The sequence below is a fragment of the Curtobacterium sp. PhB191 genome (assembly GCF_004346515.1).
Taxonomy (GTDB): Bacteria; Actinomycetota; Actinomycetes; order Actinomycetales; family Microbacteriaceae; genus Curtobacterium.
This window is the reverse complement of the sequence record NZ_SMBV01000017.1, coordinates 20,253-39,208: the sequence shown is the minus strand read 5'-3', so window position 1 is coordinate 39,208 and position 18,956 is coordinate 20,253. Positions and strand designations below refer to the sequence as shown.

The following is an 18,956-nucleotide window of genomic DNA, read 5'->3' as shown; positions in this document are numbered from 1 at the left end:
TCGAGGGCATGAGCCCGGTTCAATACCGAGCTCACGCCCTCGCGGCCTAATCTGACTTCACGGTCCAACAAACCGGGACCAGTTCACTGGCACCGCGCCTCCTGTCCGTCACGTGGTGACGTCTACGGCTTGGTGGCCGCGTCGATCGTGTTCTCGGCGATCGTGTCCTCTTCACGCCCGGGCGTGCGGAGGTTCCACTTCTTGATCACGAAACTGAACAGGAAGTAGTAGACGACCGCGTAGCCGAGGCCGATCGGGATGAGCCAGATCGCTCCGTCCGCCTTGCCGAAGTTCAGCACGTAGTCGATCGCACCGGCCGAGAACGAGAACCCGTCGTGGATCCCGAGGGCGTTGACCAGCGCCAGCGAGGTCCCGGTGAGCACCGCGTGGATGATGTACAGCGGGAACGCCACGAACATGAACGAGTACTCGAGCGGCTCGGTGATGCCGGTCACGAACGAGGTGAGCGCGGCCGAGAGCATGATGCCGCCGACGAGCTTGCGGTTCTGCGGCTTGGCGTTGCGCCAGATGGCGAGCGCACCGGCCGGCAGCGCGAACATCATGATCGGGAAGAACCCGGCCTGGAAGATGCCAGCGGTCGGGTCACCGGCGAGGAAGCGCGCGATGTCGCCGTGGTAGGTGACCCCGCCCGAAGTGAAGCTGCCGAGCTGGAACCACGGGAAGAAGTTGAGCAGCTGGTGCAGCCCGATCGGGATGAGCATGCGGTTGACGAACCCGAAGATGCCGCCACCGATGACGGCGTTGTCGGCGACGGCCTGGCCGGCGGCGGTCAGCGCGATGTCGAAGTAGCGGTACACGAAGGACATCAGGACGGCGATGACCAGACCAGCGACCGCGGTCAGGATCGGGACGAGGCGACGGCCGGAGAAGAACCCGAGGAAGTCGGGCATCTTCGTGCGGTGGAACTTCTCCCACATGACCGCCGAGACGAGGCCCATCACGATGCCGCCGAGGACACCGAAGTTGATGGTGGCCTGGTCGCCGTTGGCGTCCTTCACCCCGGCAAGGACGATCGGCGACATCGCCGCGAACACCTGGTACATGACCATGTAGCCGACGACGGCCGCGAGCGCGGTCGTGCCGTCCGACTTCTTCGCCCACCCGATCGCGATGCCGACCGCGAAGAGCAGCGGCAGCCAGGTGAACACACCGTTGCCCGCGGCGGCGATGATCGTCGCGCCCTGCTCGAAGCCGGGGATCGCGCCGAGCATGTCGGACTGGCCGAGGCGCAGCAGGATGCCCGCGGCGGGCATGACCGCGATCGGCAGGAGCAGGCTCCGTCCGAGGCGCTGGGCTTGCGCGAACAGCCGGGACTGCTTCTTCGGCTTCTTCTTCTCCGGCACGTCCGTGGCAGTGGTGGCGCTCATCGGAGGTCCTCTCGTCATTGGGTGGAGCTGTCGGGGTGAGTTGAGTCGTGCAGCCAGCGCAGGTAACCTCGGCGGTGTCGCCAGGTCCGGTCCTGTCCGGTCATGACCAGTTCCGTAGTCTGAACCGAGACCGGTCCCGTGTCAACCTGGTACGAAAACCCTTAACGAGGAGGAAACGATGGCCGACATCAAGGCAGCCGACATCATCGCCGCGCTCGGCGGTGCCGACAACATCGAAGAGGTCGAGGGCTGCATCACGCGCCTCCGTGTCGAGGTGGAGGACGGCGACCTCGTCGACAAGGCCGCGCTGCAGGCTGCGGGCGCCCAGGCCGTCGTCGGCGGCGGCACCGGCTGGCAGGTCATCGTCGGCACCATCGCCGACAACCTCGCGCAGGACATCCAGGACGAACTGTGACGGCGGTCCGCACGCCCTTCGCCGGCCCGGTCGTCGCCCTCGCTGACGTGCCGGACCCGGTGTTCGCCGGCCAGCTCGTCGGCGCCGGCGTGGCCGTCGACCCGACGGGCGTCGAGGGCGCGGTCACCGCGGTGGCCCCGGTCGACGGCACCATCGTGAAGCTGCACCCGCACGCGTTCGCGCTGCAGGGCTCGGGAGGCACGGACGTCCTCGTGCACGTCGGCATCGACACCGTGAAGCTGTCGGGCGAGGGTTTCGAGCTCCTCGCCACCGAGGGCTCGACGGTCACGGCCGGCGACCCCGTCGTCCGGTTCACCCCCTCGGTGATCTCGGCCGCCGGCTACTCGCCGATCTGCCCGGTCGTGGTGCTCGGCTCCGCGCCGGACACCGTCGACCAGGGCACGGTGGGCACCTCGGTGCTCGACGGCGACACCCTGTTCGAGGTCTGACGCGGGCCACCCCGGTTCTTCCTTGCCGAAGCGACTCTGTGCTGCGGAACGTTCGCAGCACAGAGTCGCTTTCGCGTTCGTGCCGGACTACGCGACCGCCGGGGTCGCGGTGACCTCCATCTGCACGCGGTAGCGGTCCGAGCGGTACCAACTGCGGGTGTGCTCCACGGGGCGCTCCCCCGCGTACGACACCCGGTCGAACTCGAGCACCGGAGCACCGGTCTTCGTGCCGAGCAGGGTCGCGACGTCGTCGGCGGCCGGGTTCGCGGCCACCGTCTGCTGTGCCCGGTCGATCGGGGTGCCGTACTCGTTCGCGATGATCGAGTACACCGACCCGGACAGGTCGTGGTCGAGCAGCCCCGGGAACGCATCGGCCACGAGCCAGGCGTCGTCGATCGACACCGGAGCGCCGTCCGCCATCCGGAGTCGCTTCACGTGGAAGGCCGACACCTCGGCGTCGAGCCGCAGCGCCGCCACGGTGTCACTCGGCGGCACACGTTCCTCGCGCACCAGCACAACCGTGGTCGGGACGTGGCCCATCGCGCGCATCTCCTCGGTGAACGACGCGAGGTGCAGCGTCGACTGCACGGGGCGGTGCGCCACGAACGTGCCCTTGCCGCGCACGCGCTCGAGGTAGCCCTCGTTGACGAGCTGCCCGAGTGCTTCGCGCACGGTGATCCGTGAGACGCCGTACTCGGCGATGAGCTGGCGTTCGGACGGGATCGCGGCGCCGGGGGCCAGGCGCGCGGTGGCGAGGTCGAGCAGGATGCGCCGCAGCTGCTGGTGCTTCGGTTCGGCACCCTCGGTGATGCGGCTCGTCATGCGTCCCTCGTGCTCCGTTGCTGGTCCTGGGTGGTGGTCATGCGCGGACATGACCAGTTCCCATCACAGTAGCGAGTCGACCTCGGAACGCCAACGTGCGTGACGTTCCGCGTGGACCGGCGGGAGGGTTCAGGCGTTGCGGACGAGCCAGGCGAACTGTTCGTCGGAGAGCAGCCGGTCGGTCCAGACCTGCCCCTCGACCCCCGCGGCGGACGACGTCTGCACCCCGGGAGCCCCCTGCCACACGAGTGACAGCCCGGCACGACGGAGCACCGCGGCGGACGCGGGGTTGTTCGTGAGCACGCGACCCGTCACGGGGACGTCCGGCGCGGTCTCGCCGGCGGCTCGCACGGCAGCGAGGGCGATCTCGGACGCGAAGCCCTGCCCCCAGGCCGCGGGAGCCAACCGGTACCCGAGGTTCCAGACCCCACCGGCGGTCATGTCGACCCCGCCGACCCCGACGAACGCGTGGTCTGCAGCCGTGCGGACGGCCCACGAACCGAGTCCGTGTCGGGCCCGACCACCGATCTTCCGCTGCACCAGGTCCACGCTCGAGCTCCGGGCGACGTGCCGTCCGCTCGGCAGGTGCTGCCAGGTGCGGGCGTCGGCGAACACCGCGTGCACGTCGTCGATGTCGGCCGGCGTGAGCGGGGTGAGCAGGAGGCGATCCGTTCGGATCTCCTGCGAGGGGGTCAGGAGCTGGTGGACCATGCCCCGATCATCCCCCGCACCACCGACATCCGTGTGAACACCACGCGACGATTGCGGAAGGCCGCAGATGGTGAGCAGAAATGGTCGAGTGGCTCGAAGCCACCCGACCATTTCTGCTCACGAAGCGGAACGACCGACGCGCCGGCCCCTGAACGCCACTCAGTCGAGCAGGAGCGCCGGCTCCTCGAGCACCGAGGCCACGTCGTGCACGAACCGCGATGCAACGTCGCCGTCGACGACGCGGTGGTCGAACGAGGCGCCGATGGTCGTCACCATTCGCGACCGGACCTCGCCGTCGACGACCCACGGCTTCGGCTTGATCGTGCCCATGGCGACGATGGCGACCTCGCCCGGGTTGAGGATCGGGGTCCCGGTGTCCATGCCGAACACGCCGATGTTCGTGATCGAGACCGTGCCGTTCGCCATCTGCTTCGGCGTCGTCTTGCCGTCACGGGCGGTGAGGGTGAGTTCCTCGAGCGCCTGCGCCAGCTCGAGCAGCGACATGTCCTGCGCGTCCTTGATGTTCGGCACGATGAGCCCGCGCGGGGTCGCTGCGGCGATGCCGAGGTTCACGAAGTGGTGGACGATGATCTCGCGATCGGTCCAGGTGGAGTTCACCGAACGGTTGCGGCGGACGGCCCAGATGACGGCCTTCGCCACGATGAGCAGCGGCGAGACCTTGACGCCGGCGAACGTCGGCGACGCCTTCAGCCGCTTGACGAACTCCATCGTGTGGGTCGCGTCGACGTCGACGAACAGCGACACGTGCGGTGCGGTGAACGCCGAGGTGGTCATCGCGGTCGCGATGGCCTTGCGGACGCCCTTGACCGGGATCGTCTCGCTGCGCACCTCACCCCACTCGGGCGTCTCGATGTTGCGGAAGACGCTGGCCTGCTTCGCGTGCCGGATGACGTCGTCGCGGGTGACCTCGCCGGCGAACCCGGTCGCGACGATCTCGGTCAGCTCGACACCGAGGTCCTTCGCGAGCTTCCGGATCGGCGGCTTCGCGAGCACGTTGGTCGCGAGGGTCTGCTTGCGCGCGGGCGCGGAGGCCAGACCGGCGATCGCCTCGGCGGTGGTGTCCTCACCGGGATCGCTGGCCGCTTCGGCCGCTGCTTGCGCATCCACACTGGAGGCACGGCTCGCCTCGGCCGCGAGGGCTGCGGCCCGGCGGGCGCCCGGCTTGCGACGCGACGGCGACGAGGTCGCCGAGCCGTAGCCGACGAGGACGGCGCCGGAGGACTCGTCCGTCCCGACGACGGAGGCGCTGTCGGCGACGGGCTGCACCGATGCTTCCGGTGCAGCTGTGGGCGCGGCAGCGACGACGGGAGTAGGTGCAGCAGCAGGCGCCGGGGCCGCCGCGGGGACGGGCTGGGTCTGCGCGACCGGAGCCACCGGGGCGGGCGCTGCCGGCGGGGTCGGGGCGACCACGGGCGAGGTCGGGACGCTGTCGGCGACCGGTGCCGGGCCTCCCGACTGAGCAGCTGGAGCGGCGACCGGCGCACCGGACGCGACCGACGCGTCGGACTCGACACGGATGATCGGCTTGCCGACCTCGACCGTGTCGCCCTCGGACACGAGCAGCCCCGTGACGGTGCCGGCGAACGGCGACGGCAGCTCGACGAGCGACTTCGCGGTCTCGATCTCGACCAGGACCTGGTCGACGGTGATCTCGTCCCCGATCGCGACGCGCCACTGCACGATCTCGGCCTCGGTGAGGCCTTCGCCCACGTCGGGCAGGGGGAATTCGGCGACGGCCACTTACGGCTCCTTCGGCGTTCGGACGAGTTGGGTCAGTCGAGCTGGATCAGTACGCGAGGGCGCGGTCGACGGCCTCGAGGACGCGGTCGGCGTCCGGCAGGTGCAGGTGCTCCAGCTTCGAGACCGGGAACGGGATGTCGAACCCGGACACCCGCAGCGGCGGCGCCTGCATCGTGTAGAACGCCTTCTCGGCGACCGTGGCGGCGATCTCGCTGCCGACACTGACGAAGCCGGACGCCTCTTGCGCGATGACGAGGCGACCGGTCTTGCGGACCGAGGTGAGGATCGGGTCCCAGTCGATGGGCGAGATCGAGCGGAGGTCGATGACCTCGCAGCTCGTGCCCTCGGACTCGGCGAGCTCGGCGGCCTGCATGAGGGTCGCGACCATCGCACCGTGGCCGACGAGGGTGACCTCGGTGCCGGTGCGTGCCACGCGCGTGGTGTGCATCGGGACGTGTCCGTCGACGAGGTCGACCTGGCCCTTGGGCCAGTAGCGCGACTTCGGCTCGAGGAAGATCACCGGGTCCTTCGAGGCGATGGCCTCTTGGATCATCCAGTAGGCGTCGTTCGGGGTGCTCGGGCTGACCACGCGCAGACCGGGGGTGTGCGCGAAGTACGCCTCGGGCGACTCCTGGTGGTGCTCCACGGCGCCGATGTGGCCGCCGTAGGGGATGCGGATGACGACGGGCAGCGACATGTGCGCCGGCAGCCGGTTCGCCATCTTCGCGAGCTGCGAGGTGATCTGGTCGAAGCCGGGCCACACGAAGCCGTCGAACTGGATCTCGACGACCGGGCGGTAGCCGCGCAGGGCGAGGCCGATCGCGGTGCCGATGATGCCGGCCTCGGCGAGCGGGGTGTCCCGCACGCGCTCGTTGCCGAAGCGGTCCTGCAGGCCCTCGGTGATGCGGAAGACACCGCCGAGCTGGCCGATGTCCTCGCCCATCAGCAGGACCTTGTCGTCCGCCTGCATCGCCGCAGCGAGCCCGGCGTTGAGGGCCTTCGCCATCGGCAGGGTCGGGGTGGGGTCGCTCGGGACCTCGCCAGCGCCCGGGTGGGAGCGCAGCGTGTAGTCGAAGAGCTGCTCGGTGGTGCTCATGCGTGGGCGCCCCCTTCGAAGCCGGCCTCGTACTGTTCGAGCCAGGCCTTCTGCTCGGCGACCAGCGGGTGCGGCTCGCGGTAGACGTTGTCGAACATGACGTCGACGGACGGCGGGGTCAGCGCCACGGTGCGGCGGCGGACGTCGGCGGCGATGTCCTCGCCCTCTTCGTCAAACGCGGCGAACTGCTCGTCCGTCGCGCCCTTCGAGCGCAGGTACGCCTCGGAGCGGACGATCGGGTCGCGGCGGACCCAGTCCTCGAGCTCGCCGTCCGCGCGGTAGCGGCTCGGGTCGTCCGAGCTCGTGTGCGCGCCGATGCGGTACGTGTCGGCCTCGATGAAGGCCGGACCCTGGCCGCTGCGGGCGTGGTCGGTGGCGACGACCGAGGCCGTGTACGAGGCGAGGATGTCGTTGCCGTCGATCAGGACGCTCGGGATCCCGAAGCCGCGGGGACGGTCGACGAGCGGCGTCGGGGACTGCACCGACACCGGCACCGAGATGGCCCAGTGGTTGTTCTGCAGGAAGAAGACGACGGGGGCCTTGGTCGACGCCGAGAACACGTACGCCTCGTTCACGTCGCCCTGGCTCGTCGCGCCGTCGCCGAAGTAGACGATGGAGCACGCGTCACGGTCGGGGTCGCCCGTGCCGACGTCGCCGTCGAGCTTCTGACCGAGCGCGTAGCCCGTGGCGTGCAGGGTCTGCGAACCGATCACCAGGGTGGAGATGTGCGTGTTGCCGCGCTGGTCCGGGTCCCATCCACCGTGGGTCTGCCCGCGGTACATCGCGATGATCTCCATCGGCTCGACACCGCGCTGCATCGTGACGGCGTGCTCGCGGTATGAGGGGAAGACGTGGTCCTGGGCGCGCAGGGCGAAGGCGGAACCGGTCTGCGCCGCTTCCTGCCCGTGGCTCGGGACCCAGAGGCCGAGCTGGCCGGTCCGCTGCAGGTTGTGGCCGGCGTGGTCGAACCGTCGGGTGAGGACCATGCGGCGGTGCATCGCCAGCAGGGTCTCATCGGGGATCGCCCGCGCGGCGGCGGCGAACTCGGCGTTCTCGTCGGACTCCACGAACCGACCCTCGGGGTCGAGGAGCCGGACGGTGGTCGTCGCGGGAGCCGCGGCGCGGAATGACATGCGGGCCAGCGTAGCGGCAGGCATCAGTCGGCCACCTGGAGGTCCCCCACAAGCGAGCGGGCCGTTTCGAGGAGCGTTTCCACAGCCTCGTGCTCGCCGATCGAGATGCGGATGCCCTCCGGCGGGAAGGCCCGCACGATGATGCCGGCCTCCTCGAAGGCGGCGGCCGCGGCGACCGTGCGGTCCCCCGTCGGCAGCCAGACGAAGTTGCCCTGGGCGTCCGGCACGGCCCACCCCTGCTCGCGCAGCTCGGTGACGATGCGGTCCCGCAGCGCGGCGATCTCGGAGACCCGCTCGAGCAGTTCGCCCTCGCGTTCCAGGCTGGCCAGTGCGGCCGCCTGCCCCTGGGCCGTGACGGAGAGGGGGATCGCGCACGCGCGGACCGCCTCGAGCACGTACACCGGGCCGAGGGCGTAGCCGACGCGCAGCCCGGCGAGACCGTACGCCTTCGAGAAGGTCCGGAGGACGACCAGGTTCGGGTAGCGGGCCAGCAACGGGTGCCCGTGCACGGCGGCCTCGTCGGTGGCGAACTCGGCGTATGCCTCGTCGAGCACGACCAGCACGGACTGCGGCACCGCGGCCATGAAGGACGCGAACTCGGACTCGGTCACGATCGGGCCGGTCGGGTTGTTCGGCGTGCATACGATCACCATGCGGGTGCGGTCGGTGACGGCGGCGGCCATCGCATCGAGGTCGTGGCCGCCGTCCGGCCGGTTCGGCACCTGCACGCTCGTGGCGCCCGCGACGGTGACGACGCCGGGGTAGGCCTCGAACGACCGCCAGGCGTAGACGATCTCGTCGCCCGGACCGGAGGTCGCACGGGCGAGCTCGTGCAGGATCGCGACGCTGCCGGGGGCGACGTGCACCTCGTCGGCGGTCAGCCCGAAGCGGTTCGCGAGCGCGGCGCGCACGGCCAGGGCGGTGGCGTCGGGGTAGCGGTTGAACGCGGTCTGCGCCTGCACGGCCTGGACCACCCCGGGGAGCGGGGGGAACGGGTTCTCGTTGCTCGACAGCTTGAAGGCGTCGTCGGCGGCCTGGCGTCCCTGCTTGTAGGCGGGGAGGACGGCGATCTCCGGCCGGATGTGCACACGCTCGTCAGTCACCGGTTCAGGTTACCGGCACGTGCGCGGGGACCGGAGGGCATCATGGGTGCATGCGATTCCTCGTCCGCCTCGTCGTCAACGCCGTGGCCCTCTGGCTCACCACGCTCATCGTCAGCGGCGTCTCCGTCACCGCGTTCGGCGACGGCGGGACCACGGCGACTGTGCTCACCTACCTGCTCGTGGCCTTCGTGTTCGGGCTCGTCAACGCCGTGATCGGCACGCTGATCCGGATCGTGGCGTTCCCGATCTACATCCTGACCCTCGGGCTGATCTCCTTCATCGTGAACGCGGTCCTGCTGCTCATCGTCGCGGGCATCTCGGACGCGTTCGGCTTCGGGCTCGAGGTCGAGTCGTTCGGCTGGGGCATCGTCGGCGCCTTCGTGCTCGCCGTCTTCGCCTGGCTGATCGGGCTGTTCGTCCGTCCGGTGCTGAACCGCCAGCGGGCGTGACGCGGACGGACCTCGCGGAGGAACCCTCCCTGCGTCATGATGTGACCATGGCCCCGGACGTCGACGCCCCGTTCCGCGTCTCGTTCGTCTGCAGTGGCAACATCTGCCGGTCCCCGATGGCCGGCGTGGTCTTCGCGCAGATCGCCGCGGACGCCGGGCTCGCCGACCGCTTCCACGTCGAGTCAGCAGGCACCGGTGACTGGCACGTCGGCGAACCGGCCGACGAGCGCACGATCGCAGCCCTCGCGGCACGCGGATACGATGGCAGCAGGCATCGCGCCCGTCAGTTCGACCCGGACCGGTTCCCGGACCTCGATCTGGTGGTCGCACTCGACCGCTCCCACGAACGCGTCCTGCGATCGTGGGCACCGACCATGGACGACTCCGCCAAGGTGACGCTCCTGCTGCGGTACGACGACGCCTGGCCCCAGCAGACCGACGTGCCGGACCCGTACTACGCGGACCGGCACGAGTTCGACCGAGTGCTCTCGACCGTCGAACGGGCCTGCCGGGCGCTCTTCCACCAGCTCGAGCCGGCCGTCCGTCAGGGAGCCCCATGACCCCCCTTCCCCCGCAGCCGATCAGCCCGCTCGACGGGCGCTACTACCCGATCGTGCACACGGTGGGCGAGCACCTCTCCGAGGCCGGACTCAACCGTGCGCGCATCGTGGTCGAGGTCGAGTGGCTGGTCTTCCTGACCGACCACGCGATGTTCACCACCTCGCCGCTCAGCGTCGACGACAAGGCCGCGCTCCGGCGCATCGTCGAGACCTTCGGCCACGACCAGATCGCCGAACTCGCCGAGATCGAGGCGACGACCCGCCACGACGTCAAGGCCGTCGAGTACTTCGTCCGCCGCCGGCTCTCGGAGCTCGGGCTGGACGCGATCGCCGAGCTCACCCACTTCGCCGCCACGAGCGAGGACGTCAACAACCTGTCCTACGCCCTGACCGTGCGCGACACCGTCGACCAGGTCTGGCTGCCGGCGTACCGTGCCGTGCTCGAGAAGCTGCGGACCCTCGCGGTCGAGCTGCGCGCCGTCCCGATGCTCTCGCACACGCACGGGCAGCCCGCGACCCCGTCGACGCTCGGCAAGGAGCTCGCGGTCGTGGTCTACCGGCTCGAGCGCGTCCTGGCCCAGATCGAGGGCGGCGAGTACCTCGGCAAGTTCTCCGGCGCGACCGGCACCTTCTCGGCCCACCTCGCCGCCGACCCCGAGGCCGACTGGCCGACGCTGTCGCGCGAGTTCGTCGAGGGCCTCGGGCTGACCTGGAACCCGCTCACCACGCAGATCGAGTCGCACGACTGGCAGGCCGAGCTGTACGACCGGATCCGGCACGCCAACCGCATCCTGCACAACCTGGCGACCGACGTGTGGACCTACATCTCGATGGGGTACTTCACGCAGATCCCGGTCGCCGGTGCCACCGGGTCGTCGACGATGCCGCACAAGATCAACCCGATCAAGTTCGAGAACGCCGAGGCGAACCTCGAGATCTCGTCGGCGCTGTTCTCCACCCTGTCCGAGACCCTCGTGACGAGCCGTCTGCAGCGCGACCTGACCGACTCGACCACGCAGCGGAACATCGGCGTCGCGTTCGGGCACTCGCTGCTCGCGCTCGACAACCTGCGCCGCGGCCTGGGCGAGATCTCGGTGAACGAGGCCAAGCTCGCCGACGACCTGGACCACAACTGGGAGGTCCTCGCCGAGGCGATCCAGACGGTCATCCGTGCCGAGGTCACCGCCGGGCAGTCGAACATCGAGGACCCCTACGCGATGCTCAAGGACCTCACCCGCGGCAAGCGGGTGACCCAGCAGGACCTCATCGTGTTCGTGAACGGTCTGGACATCTCGGACGGTGCGAAGGCCCGGCTGACGAACCTGACGCCGGCGACGTACACGGGCCTGGCGGACGAGCTGGTCGACCACCTCGACGTCTGACGCTGTTCACCTGCACGATGTGAACACTGTGCTCCAAAGGGGTGCGGAATCCTCATGAAGTCGGTAGGTTCGTTCCGCTGAGCATCGTCTCAGCACGGGGGCGTCACAGAGGACGACCCCTGTCCTCTGACCGGATGGATCTCCACACCGTGCTTCGTTCCCGCATCACCGCGGCCGCCGTCGGCGCCACCGTGCTCGGCGTCACCGCTGCGGTCGTCCCCACCGTCTCCACCGCGAACCAGACGACCACCGCCGCGTCGGCGATCGTGACCTGGACCGACTCGGCCGCCGACTTCACTGCGGCACCCGAGGGCACCGTCCCGCTGAACGACAAGTGGTACTGGGCGGCGCTGTCCGACCCGACCGCCGGCGGGGAGATCACCGACTTCGCGACGCTCGACGAGGACGGCCTGTCGGTCTCCGACGGCGAGGCCGTCGGCCTGGTCCGCGGCCTGACGAAGCCGGTGCCCGGCGGCGAGGTCGGGGCGCTCGCCTCCGGCCTCAGCACCACGACGACCGGGGCGACGAGCTTCGGCCTCGCGATCCAGGAGGGCGGCGACACCAGCGCCCAGACCGTCGTCTTCGCCACCGACGCCCGCAACACCGACGGTGTCAGCGACGGCCTCACCCGGTGGATCGACCCCGCCACCGGCGAGGTCGAGTCGACCTCGAAGCTCGCCACCGACCTGAAGGCAGCAGACGCCGAGGTCGTCGGCTACGTCGTCTACGTCGGCATCGACATCACCGCCGAGGTCCCCGGACCGCCCGCGACCGACGAACCGACCGAGACGCCGGCCCCGACCGAGACGCCCGCCCCGACCGAGACCCCGGCTCCGACCGAGACCCCCGCGCCCACCGAGACGCCGACGACCGCCCCGACGCCGCCGACCACCGAGGCTCCTGACGCGACCACCGCCCCCGGCGGCGAGCTGAAGAGCCTCGCCTCGCCGCTCGAGTCCGACGCCCAGGCCCTCGCCGCCGACGCCAGCGGTTCGATCTCGGCCCTGCGCATCGACGACACCACGACGTACTTCACGCCGCAGCCCACCGCGGCAGCACGTCTGCTCACCACCTCCGCCACGCTGACCGAGGCCACCACCACCGGTGTCCGCGTGCAGGGCTCGGGCTTCGCCCCGAACGAGGTCGTCACCGCTGCCGTCGGCGACGCAGCCGACGCCGTCGCGATCCCCGGCGTCCAGTTCCGCGCCGACGCTGAAGGCAACGTCTCCGGGACCATCGTCCTGCCCGCCGACCTCGTCGACTCGGCCGGCACCTACGTGCTCGGTCTCGTCGGCCTGTCGTCGGGGCAGACGGCCGCGACGACCCTCACCGTGACGGCCGACGCGGCCACGGCGCCGGTCGCCGTGCCGGTGCCCGGAACGGCGACCTTCACGGGCTGATCTTGCCGATCCTCCCGACCGAGCCACGGCGGCGCGCGACACTGATCGCCGCCGCCGTGGCCGTCGTCTGCGCCGGGGCGGTGGCGTTCGTCGCCCTCGGCCCCCTGTCGGCGGCCCCCGCGCCGACCCCGACACGGTCCGTCGCCGCGAGCGCGACGCCGACCCCCACGGCGACACCGGGCCCGACGCGCTCCGCAGGCCCCACCGATGCGGTCGACGCGCCCGCGAGCACGACCGTCGCGGCCGTCCGCGGTGACAGCGTGCCGGTCAGCCGTACGCCCGGTGGCGCGGCCACGACCACCCTGTCGAACCCGCAGCAGTCCGGCGCACCACTCGTCTTCCGTGTGGTCGACCAGCGGGACGGCTGGGCGCAGGTGCAGCTCGCAAAGCGTCCGAACGGCAGCACCGGGTGGGTCCCGACGAGCGCGGTCGCCCTCACCGAGGACCCGTACGCCATCGTGGTCACCCGCGCGGAGAACACGCTCGACCTGTACAAGGACGGCAAGGTCGTCGACAGCTACCCCGTCGCGACCGGCACCGGCGGCACCCCGTCACCGACCGGCCGCTTCGCCCTGACCGAGCTGCTCGCCCCGACGAACAGCGGCTACGGCCCGTACGCGTACGGCACGACGGCGTTCTCGGACGTCCTCAACTCGTTCGGCGGCGGCCCGGGCCAGATCGGCCTGCACGGCACCGACGACAGCTCGAGCATCGGGACCGCTGCCTCGCACGGCTGCATCCGCATGCACAACGCCGACATCAGCGCCCTGGCCGAGCTCCTGCCGCTCGGCACACCGTTCCAGGTGCGCTGAGCGCGTTTCCGCGCACGGAGCGGGTCTGCCGTGGTGCACACCCGGACTGGAGGCACGGCGTGCGCCCGGCAGTGGGCGCGACCGTCTCAGGTGGTGACGTCCAGGGCCTCGGCGACCAGCGCCTCCAGGACGGTGCGCACCACGGGGCGGACCGCACGGTCGGGGCGGACCAGCGCCTCGATCCGGCGACCCGCACGCACGTCGGCCAGCTCGGCCAGGTGGAACCGGCCGGACGCCCGGGTGCCCGAGGTGTACCGCGGCACGAGCGCGACGCCGTGGCCCGCTGCGACCAGGTTCTCGATGACGGGCAGGTGGATCGTCCGGAAGGCGACGCTCGGCGGGGCGTCCGACGCCGCGGCCATCGCCTGCAGGACCCGGTCGATCGGGTAGCCCTCGGGCACGCCGATCCACGTCTCGCCGACGACCTCGTCGATCCCGACCCGCTCGCGACCGGCGAGCCGGTGCCCCGGCGGCACCGCGACGTCGAGCGGTTCGCGCAGGAGCGGCACGGTCTCCACCGATCCCTGGTCCGCCAGCCGCACCCCGTCCGACCGGTGTCCGACGACGACGTCGTGGTCGGCGGCCAGGGGTGCGAACTCCCCCTCGCTGACGTCCACGTCGACGAGGGTCAGCTCGATACCGGGGTGCGCGCGCATCCTGGTGAGGACTCCGGGCAGCAGCAGTTCGGCCGCCGACGGGAAGATCGCGAGGTCGACGCGGCCCGTCGCGCCACCCAGATGCTCCTGCCACGCGGCGTCGACCCGGGCGATCGCTGTGGCGACGCCGGCGGACAGGCCGGCCAGCACCTCGCCGTCGGCAGTGAGCCGGACGCCGCGTCCGATGCGCTCGACGAGCGGGACGCCCACCTGCCGCTGCAGCGTTTGCAGCTGCTGCGACACCGCGCTGGGCGTGCGGTGCGTGGCCTCGGCGACGGCGGTGACGCTGCCGCGCTCGGCGAGTTCGCGGAGAACGGCGAGCAGCTGCACGTCGAAGTCGACCATGCAGGGAGGCTACAACGTCGGTTGCGAACAATTCGCTGGTCCTACACGTTCGGAGCCGTCACGATCGGAGCATGACCACCCGTGACCGCCTCCTCGCCCTGGTCGTCGCCGTCGTCTGGGGCCTGAACTTCCCCGCGACCGCGCTCGCCCTCGAGCACTTCCCGCCGTTCCTGCTCGCGGCCCTGCGGTTCACGATCCTGGCGATCCCGACGCTGCTGTTCGTGCCGCGGCCGAAGATCCCGTTCGGACGGCTGCTGCTCGTCGGGTTCGGGCTCGGGGTGCTGCAGTTCTCGTTCCTGTACCTGAGCATGGCGTCGGGGATGCCGTCCGGGCTCGCCTCGCTCGTGCTGCAGGCCTCGGCGCCGTTCACCGTGGTGCTCGCCGGGGTGTTCCTGCGCGAACGACTCACCGGGCGACAGGTCATCGGCGTGACGATCGCAGTCGCCGCCCTCGGCCTGATCGCCCTGCACCGCTCGCAGACGGCGGCCCTGCTGCCGGTGGTGCTGGCGCTGTGCGGCGCGCTCGGGTGGGCGATCGGCAACGTCGCGACCCGACGAGCAGGAGCCGCGAACCCGCTGCACCTGACGCTCTGGTGGTCGGTCGTGCCGCCGATCCCGATGGCCGTGCTGTCGCTCGTGGTCGAGGGGCCGGACCGCATCGGCGCCGCACTCGGCACGGCCTTCACCACCGAGGCCCTGCCGGCGGACCTCGGCCTGCTCTACATCGTGCTCGTCGCGACCCTGGTCGGCTACGGGATCTGGTCGCGACTGATGGCGACCTACCCGTCGAGCACGGTCGCCCCGTTCTCGATGCTCGTGCCGGTCGTCGGTGTGCTCGCGTCGTGGGCGGCCTTCGGCGAGGTGCCCGACCTGGTCGAGGTGCTCGCCGGCGCCGTCGTGGTCGGGGCGGTGCTGTGGTCGTCGCGACCGGCGCGCGCGTCGCGACCGGCACGCGCGTCGGGTCCGTCGCACTCGTCGCCTTCCGAGGTCCTGGTGCCGACGCCGATCGACGGGGTCCCGGTGCCGGCGCTCAGCCCCGGTGCTGGCGACGCTCCGCGATGATCCCGGCGAGCGCACCGCGCAGGTGCGGGTACCGGAACTCGTAACCCGCCTGGGTCAACCGGGTCGGCACCACCCACCGGCTCTTGAGCACCAGTTCGGTCTCGGTGCGGATGGCGAAGGAGCCGACCTCGAGCATCCACCGCGGCGTCGGCAGTCCGAACCGGCGGCCTACGGCGTCGCGGATCGTCGCCATCACGGTCCGGTTGTCGGACGGGTTCGGGCTCGACACGTTCACCGGCCCCTCGAGCTCCGGGTGGTCGCGGACGAACCGGATCGTGCCGAGCACGTCGGCGATGTGCACCCAGCTGAACCGCTGTCGGCCGCGGGTCGGTCGGTGGTGGTGGTACGTCCCCGCCCGCAGCCGGGACCGGGTCGGCACCCAGGCGCCGTCGTACTGTGGCCCGCCGAGGCCCGTCTGCGCCAGCCGGAGGAGCGGCACGAGTGCGCTGCCGTCGCCGAACACGATCGCCATCCGGAGTGCCACCCGACGGGTCGACGGCAGGTCCGCGCCGAAGAAGGCGTCCTCCCACGCGCGTGCCACCGAGACCGAGAAGCCCTCTCCGAGCTCGCCGGTCAGTTCGTCCTGTGGGCGGTCGTCGGCGTGCCGGTAGATCGTCGCGGTCGAGGCGTTCAGCCACAGCGGTGGCGGCTGCTCGGCGGTGCGGATGGCCTCGGCGAGCTCGAGCGTGGTGTCCACCCGGGAGCGCGTGATCTCGGCGCGGTTCCGGCGGCCGTACCGGCAGTTGACGCTCTTGCCCGCCATGTTCACGACGAGGGCTGCACCGTCGACGAGCTCGCGGATGCGCAGGGTGTTGCCCCACACCGCGTCACCGGTCCGGCCGACCGTGACGACCTGGTAGCCCTCTTCGGTGAAGGCATCGCGCAGGTACTGCCCCACGAACCCGCTCGCTCCCGCGATCACGACGCGGCCCTTCTGGTCGCTCATCTCATCCCCGTCCTGTGTCCGGCGCGATCTCGTACCGGAACGCCCCCTCGTACCGGTACAGCGTGCCGAGCACCGGTGCCGAGAGCACCAGGGACACGCGCTGCAGGTCCGCTTCGTCATCGAATCGTTCTGTGAGCGTCACACGTGGTGACAGGGCGGCCGGGCGCGGCCCGCTCAGCGGCGACGCGCCAGCGGCGCGCGGGCCGCGCCGAGCGAGCCTGCGAGCCCGGTCACCTCGCGGCCCAGCGCACGGAACGTCACGCGCGTGGAGACCAGGCGCAGGGCGCCCGCGTCCGGCCCGTGCGCGTCGACCTCCGCCCGGAGCCGGGCGCTGACGCGCCCGTGGCGACCGAGGTGGTCGACCAGGCCGTCCGGTTCGGCGGTGATGGCGTCCACCATCGTGCGGCTGCCGGAGCGGAACCGGAAGGTGCGGTGCGCGCGGACAGCGGGGTGAGCCTCCCGTCCGGCACGACCACGACGGACGTGAGCCGGCCGGTTCTCGACCGTGAAGGGGACGTCCCGTTCCCAGACCGGGAACATGACGGCATCGCGGGCGAACCAGGCGAGCAGCGGCCACAGCCACCGGCGCGGTGTGCCGACGACGTCGAACACCCCTTCACCGCGGCCGACGTGGCCCGGCGGGATCGCGCCGAAGTACGCCGACAGCCGCGGGTGCAACCGGGCCAGCACGTCGGATGGTGTGGACAGCTCGTAGGGCGACCGGGTCACGTCCCGATCCTGGCATGTCGTCGGTGCCGATCCCTACGATGTGGCACATGGGTCACGACCACGGAGCAGGGCACTCGCACGGGCACGCGTCCGAGCGCGCGCTGCTCATCGCGTTCTGCATCTCGGCGACGATCCTGCTGGCCGAGGTCGTCGGCGCCGTCGTCACGGGTTCCCTCGCGCTGCTGGTCGATGCCGGGCACATGGTCGTCGACACCGGTGGGCTCGGCATCGGACTCGTCGCGACGCGGCTCGCCCGCCGCAGCCCGACGACGCAGCGCACGTGGGGCTTCCAACGCGCCGAGGTGCTCGGTGCCACCGCCCAGGCGGCGATCCTGCTCGCGGTCGGCGTCTTCGTGATCATCTCCGCGATCCAACGGCTGTTCGTGCCCGCCGAGATCCACTCCGGACCGCTCCTCGTGTTCGGCATCATCGGACTCGTCGGCAACCTGGTGGCCTACGGCGTGCTGCTGCGGGCCTCGGGCGAGGGCTTCACCTCGCGCGCCGCCCGGCTCGAGGTCCTCAACGACACCCTCGGCTCGGTCGCCGTCATCGCCGCCGCGGTCGTGCTCATGCTCACCGGGTGGGAGCGTGCCGACTCGGTCGCTGCGATCCTCATCGGCCTGCTCATCCTGCCGCGGGCGATCCGGCTGTTGCGTGAGACCGCGAACGTGCTGCTCGAGTCCACGCCGCCGGGGCTCGACCTCGACGACGTGCGGGGCCACATCCTCGAGCTCGAGCACGTCATCGCCGTGCACGACCTGCACGCGACCCTGGTGGCGACGGGGGTCCCGAACCTGACCGCCCACGTGGTGGTGGACGACGAGTGCTTCTCGACGGCGCACGCTCCGCGGATCCTCGACGAGCTGCAGCAGTGCGTGGCGGAGCACTTCGACGTGCCCGTGGAGCACTCGACCTTCCAGCTGGAGCCCGCGTCGCACCGGCGGCACGAGCACGAGGTGCACGCGTAGGGGTGCTGGCGCGGGTCCGTCGCTGGTGCGGCGGGCCACACCCGTTCTGCGACGGTGCTCGAGTCGATCGACGCATGTTCTGTCGGAAGATGCGCACGCAAGCACTCACGCCCGCGACCTCGACCGCGCCCCCGCCCGCGTCAGCAGTCGTCGGTGCGCGTCGGGTACGCCGTGATGACGCGGTCGGTGGTGGCGGAGACGATGACCTTCACGAACGGGTCCGCCTCCGGGCGCGACCCGTCGTCGAACCGCACCGGCGCCGCGTAGCAGACCTTGCCGTCGCCGGCGTCGACCGGGAACCCTGCTCGCGGCGACACCAGCGCCGTCTGCACGGCAGTGAGCATCGCGTCGTCCCAGTCGCGGGAACCGTGGCCCGCGACGACTCCCTGCCAGTCGGCGGTGTGCCGCTGCCGGATGTGCTCGTAGCCCTGTGCCGAGGTGCCGCACTGCAGGGTGACCCGGCCGAGCGCCGCGGTGTCGTACTGGGCGACGGCCGCCTGGGTCGTGGAGTCGCACCGCGCCAGGGTGGTGTCGCCGGGCAGGTCCGGCCCGGTGCGGGTGATCGTGACGGTGCCGTCGCCGGAGGCGGTCGCAGCGTCGCTCGGCGCCCCGGAGCTCGATCCGGCGCCGATGGTCGGGTCGTCCGCGCCCTGCCGCGCCGTCAGGAACAGCCCGCCGGCGAGGAGACCGGCGGCCACCACGGCCGCGATCCCCGTGATCACGGGACGGTTGCGGTTCTGGGGCACGCGCCCAGTATGCCGGGAGTGCGC

The 18,956-nt window shown here is 71.2% G+C and carries 20 protein-coding genes; 9 read left to right on the top strand and 11 right to left on the bottom strand.

Features of this window, described 5'->3' with window-relative positions:
- Positions 1–122: 122 nt before the first annotated feature.
- Positions 123–1,388 carry a PTS transporter subunit EIIC gene (locus EDF48_RS18700; RefSeq protein WP_123672150.1) on the bottom strand — a complete coding sequence of 422 codons (1,266 nt, stop codon included), beginning with the start codon at positions 1,386–1,388 and terminating at the stop codon, positions 123–125.
- A gap of 178 nt (positions 1,389–1,566) precedes the next feature.
- On the opposite strand from EDF48_RS18700, the gene EDF48_RS18695 reads away from it, so the two are divergent.
- Both EDF48_RS18695 and EDF48_RS18690 read left to right on the top strand, forming a co-directional pair.
- Positions 1,567–1,803 (top strand): PTS transporter subunit EIIB, encoded by a 237-nt coding sequence (locus EDF48_RS18695; protein ID WP_071293232.1) that lies wholly within the window; start codon positions 1,567–1,569, stop codon positions 1,801–1,803.
- Positions 1,800–2,252: a glucose PTS transporter subunit IIA gene (locus EDF48_RS18690; RefSeq protein ID WP_131881946.1), complete on the top strand. Its 453-nt coding sequence runs from the start codon at positions 1,800–1,802 to the stop codon at positions 2,250–2,252. Before EDF48_RS18695 ends, EDF48_RS18690 begins: the two co-directional genes overlap by 4 nt.
- Positions 2,253–2,339: 87 nt before the next feature.
- On the opposite strand, the gene EDF48_RS18685 is transcribed toward EDF48_RS18690, so the two are convergent.
- The 6 genes from EDF48_RS18685 to EDF48_RS18660 form a co-directional block, all read right to left on the bottom strand.
- Positions 2,340–3,074 (bottom strand): GntR family transcriptional regulator, encoded by a 735-nt coding sequence (locus EDF48_RS18685; protein ID WP_123293453.1) that lies wholly within the window; start codon positions 3,072–3,074, stop codon positions 2,340–2,342.
- Positions 3,075–3,203: 129 nt separating this feature from the next.
- Positions 3,204–3,785, bottom strand: a complete 582-nt coding sequence (locus EDF48_RS18680; protein ID WP_123293452.1) for a GNAT family N-acetyltransferase — start codon at positions 3,783–3,785, stop codon at positions 3,204–3,206.
- A gap of 159 nt (positions 3,786–3,944) precedes the next feature.
- Complete coding sequence (locus tag EDF48_RS18675) at positions 3,945–5,546, bottom strand: dihydrolipoamide acetyltransferase family protein (RefSeq protein WP_131881944.1); 1,602 nt, start codon at positions 5,544–5,546, stop codon at positions 3,945–3,947.
- A 46-nt stretch (positions 5,547–5,592) separates the two neighbouring features.
- A complete protein-coding gene (locus tag EDF48_RS18670; protein ID WP_131881952.1) occupies positions 5,593–6,552 on the bottom strand; it encodes an alpha-ketoacid dehydrogenase subunit beta in 960 nt (319 codons plus the stop codon).
- An 86-nt stretch (positions 6,553–6,638) separates the two neighbouring features.
- Entirely contained in the window at positions 6,639–7,775 is a 1,137-nt protein-coding gene (locus tag EDF48_RS18665) for a thiamine pyrophosphate-dependent dehydrogenase E1 component subunit alpha (RefSeq protein WP_111087051.1), read from the bottom strand.
- Between the two features lie 23 nt (positions 7,776–7,798).
- Positions 7,799–8,878 (bottom strand): histidinol-phosphate transaminase, encoded by a 1,080-nt coding sequence (locus tag EDF48_RS18660; protein ID WP_123293828.1) that lies wholly within the window; start codon positions 8,876–8,878, stop codon positions 7,799–7,801.
- A 50-nt stretch (positions 8,879–8,928) separates the two neighbouring features.
- Here EDF48_RS18660 and EDF48_RS18655 point away from each other — a divergent pair, with 50 nt between their 5' ends.
- The 5 genes from EDF48_RS18655 to EDF48_RS18635 all read left to right on the top strand — a co-directional run bounded on the left by EDF48_RS18655 (position 8,929) and on the right by EDF48_RS18635 (position 13,481).
- A complete protein-coding gene (locus EDF48_RS18655; protein ID WP_123293450.1) occupies positions 8,929–9,327 on the top strand; it encodes a phage holin family protein in 399 nt (132 codons plus the stop codon).
- 47 nt (positions 9,328–9,374) lie between these two features.
- Positions 9,375–9,887 (top strand): low molecular weight protein-tyrosine-phosphatase, encoded by a 513-nt coding sequence (locus EDF48_RS18650; protein WP_111087056.1) that lies wholly within the window; start codon positions 9,375–9,377, stop codon positions 9,885–9,887.
- Complete coding sequence (gene purB, locus EDF48_RS18645; RefSeq protein WP_123672158.1) at positions 9,884–11,269, top strand: adenylosuccinate lyase; 1,386 nt, start codon at positions 9,884–9,886, stop codon at positions 11,267–11,269. The genes EDF48_RS18650 and purB overlap by 4 nt, the downstream gene beginning before the upstream one ends.
- A gap of 134 nt (positions 11,270–11,403) precedes the next feature.
- On the top strand, positions 11,404–12,669 hold the full coding sequence (locus EDF48_RS18640) for a hypothetical protein (protein WP_131881942.1): 1,266 nt from the start codon (positions 11,404–11,406) through the stop codon (positions 12,667–12,669).
- A 2-nt stretch (positions 12,670–12,671) separates the two neighbouring features.
- Positions 12,672–13,481: a L,D-transpeptidase family protein gene (locus EDF48_RS18635; RefSeq protein WP_243648943.1), complete on the top strand. Its 810-nt coding sequence runs from the start codon at positions 12,672–12,674 to the stop codon at positions 13,479–13,481.
- Positions 13,482–13,567: 86 nt separating this feature from the next.
- Here the strand turns inward: EDF48_RS18635 and EDF48_RS18630 are convergent, their stop codons facing one another.
- Positions 13,568–14,482, bottom strand: a complete 915-nt coding sequence (locus EDF48_RS18630) for a LysR family transcriptional regulator (protein ID WP_131881940.1) — start codon at positions 14,480–14,482, stop codon at positions 13,568–13,570.
- Between the two features lie 71 nt (positions 14,483–14,553).
- Between EDF48_RS18630 and EDF48_RS18625 the strand changes: the two genes are divergently transcribed.
- The gene (locus tag EDF48_RS18625; protein ID WP_131881938.1) at positions 14,554–15,543 is read left to right on the top strand and encodes an EamA family transporter; all 990 of its coding nucleotides are present in this window, start codon (positions 14,554–14,556) and stop codon (positions 15,541–15,543) included.
- Here the strand turns inward: EDF48_RS18625 and EDF48_RS18620 are convergent.
- Both EDF48_RS18620 and EDF48_RS18610 read right to left on the bottom strand, forming a co-directional pair.
- Complete coding sequence (locus tag EDF48_RS18620; protein WP_131881936.1) at positions 15,512–16,489, bottom strand: DUF1731 domain-containing protein; 978 nt, start codon at positions 16,487–16,489, stop codon at positions 15,512–15,514. The two genes, EDF48_RS18625 and EDF48_RS18620, sit on opposite strands and share 32 nt — an antisense overlap.
- Before the next feature lie 174 nt (positions 16,490–16,663).
- A complete protein-coding gene (locus EDF48_RS18610) occupies positions 16,664–17,218 on the bottom strand; it encodes a DUF4166 domain-containing protein (protein ID WP_131881934.1) in 555 nt (184 codons plus the stop codon).
- A gap of 47 nt (positions 17,219–17,265) precedes the next feature.
- On the opposite strand from EDF48_RS18610, the gene EDF48_RS18605 reads away from it, so the two are divergent.
- On the top strand, positions 17,266–18,186 hold the full coding sequence (locus EDF48_RS18605) for a cation diffusion facilitator family transporter (RefSeq protein ID WP_111086907.1): 921 nt from the start codon (positions 17,266–17,268) through the stop codon (positions 18,184–18,186).
- A gap of 140 nt (positions 18,187–18,326) precedes the next feature.
- On the opposite strand, the gene EDF48_RS18600 is transcribed toward EDF48_RS18605, so the two are convergent.
- Positions 18,327–18,932, bottom strand: coding sequence for a hypothetical protein (locus EDF48_RS18600; protein WP_131881932.1), 606 nt, complete (start codon positions 18,930–18,932; stop codon positions 18,327–18,329).
- Positions 18,933–18,956 lie beyond the last annotated feature (24 nt).

Excerpts from the sequence above, each read along its gene's own strand:
- EDF48_RS18700 (WP_123672150.1), bottom strand. The coding sequence starts at position 1,388 with ATGAGCGCCACCACTGCCACGGACGTGCCGGAGAAGAAGAAGCCGAAG.
- EDF48_RS18695 (WP_071293232.1), top strand. The coding sequence starts at position 1,567 with ATGGCCGACATCAAGGCAGCCGACATCATCGCCGCGCTCGGCGGTGCC.
- EDF48_RS18685 (WP_123293453.1), bottom strand. The coding sequence starts at position 3,074 with ATGACGAGCCGCATCACCGAGGGTGCCGAACCGAAGCACCAGCAGCTG.
- EDF48_RS18680 (WP_123293452.1), bottom strand. The coding sequence starts at position 3,785 with ATGGTCCACCAGCTCCTGACCCCCTCGCAGGAGATCCGAACGGATCGC.
- EDF48_RS18670 (WP_131881952.1), bottom strand. The coding sequence starts at position 6,552 with ATGGCGAAGGCCCTCAACGCCGGGCTCGCTGCGGCGATGCAGGCGGAC.
- EDF48_RS18665 (WP_111087051.1), bottom strand. The coding sequence starts at position 7,775 with ATGTCATTCCGCGCCGCGGCTCCCGCGACGACCACCGTCCGGCTCCTC.
- EDF48_RS18655 (WP_123293450.1), top strand. The coding sequence starts at position 8,929 with ATGCGATTCCTCGTCCGCCTCGTCGTCAACGCCGTGGCCCTCTGGCTC.
- EDF48_RS18650 (WP_111087056.1), top strand. The coding sequence starts at position 9,375 with ATGGCCCCGGACGTCGACGCCCCGTTCCGCGTCTCGTTCGTCTGCAGT.
- purB (WP_123672158.1), top strand. The coding sequence starts at position 9,884 with ATGACCCCCCTTCCCCCGCAGCCGATCAGCCCGCTCGACGGGCGCTAC.
- EDF48_RS18640 (WP_131881942.1), top strand. The coding sequence starts at position 11,404 with ATGGATCTCCACACCGTGCTTCGTTCCCGCATCACCGCGGCCGCCGTC.
- EDF48_RS18630 (WP_131881940.1), bottom strand. The coding sequence starts at position 14,482 with ATGGTCGACTTCGACGTGCAGCTGCTCGCCGTTCTCCGCGAACTCGCC.
- EDF48_RS18625 (WP_131881938.1), top strand. The coding sequence starts at position 14,554 with ATGACCACCCGTGACCGCCTCCTCGCCCTGGTCGTCGCCGTCGTCTGG.
- EDF48_RS18620 (WP_131881936.1), bottom strand. The coding sequence starts at position 16,489 with ATGAGCGACCAGAAGGGCCGCGTCGTGATCGCGGGAGCGAGCGGGTTC.
- EDF48_RS18605 (WP_111086907.1), top strand. The coding sequence starts at position 17,266 with ATGGGTCACGACCACGGAGCAGGGCACTCGCACGGGCACGCGTCCGAG.